1 pseudogene is annotated in these 261 nt (G+C 61.7%); it reads right to left on the reverse strand.

The features are described 5' to 3' along the window. Nucleotides 1–188, reverse strand: a pseudogene (locus tag SB764_RS41650) (hypothetical protein); the annotation flags it as partial. Nucleotides 189–261 lie beyond the last annotated feature (73 nt).

Consider the following 261-nt stretch of genomic DNA (forward strand, 5'->3'; position numbering starts at 1 on the left):
CGGGTCAGCGCAAGCCATGCAACGAGGCCGCACATGCCGCCACCGATGATGACGACATCGCTGACATCGGCGCCGTCCTGCGTTTCAACAGGCTTCGACCAGTTGGCGGCCGGGTAGTTGAGAAAAGCCAGATCTTGCCTTACTCGCGTGTTCAAGGCCGCAAGCGATCCCTGCTGTTGGTTGGTCATGACCGTTGTCTCCTGCAAATATCTTGCCCGGACCGCCGCAACGCGGCCCCCCGGAATTACGAGCGCCCTGCTG

This window comes from Paraburkholderia sp. SIMBA_027, assembly GCF_046535315.1.
In the GTDB taxonomy this organism is placed as follows: domain Bacteria; phylum Pseudomonadota; class Gammaproteobacteria; order Burkholderiales; family Burkholderiaceae; genus Paraburkholderia; species Paraburkholderia tropica.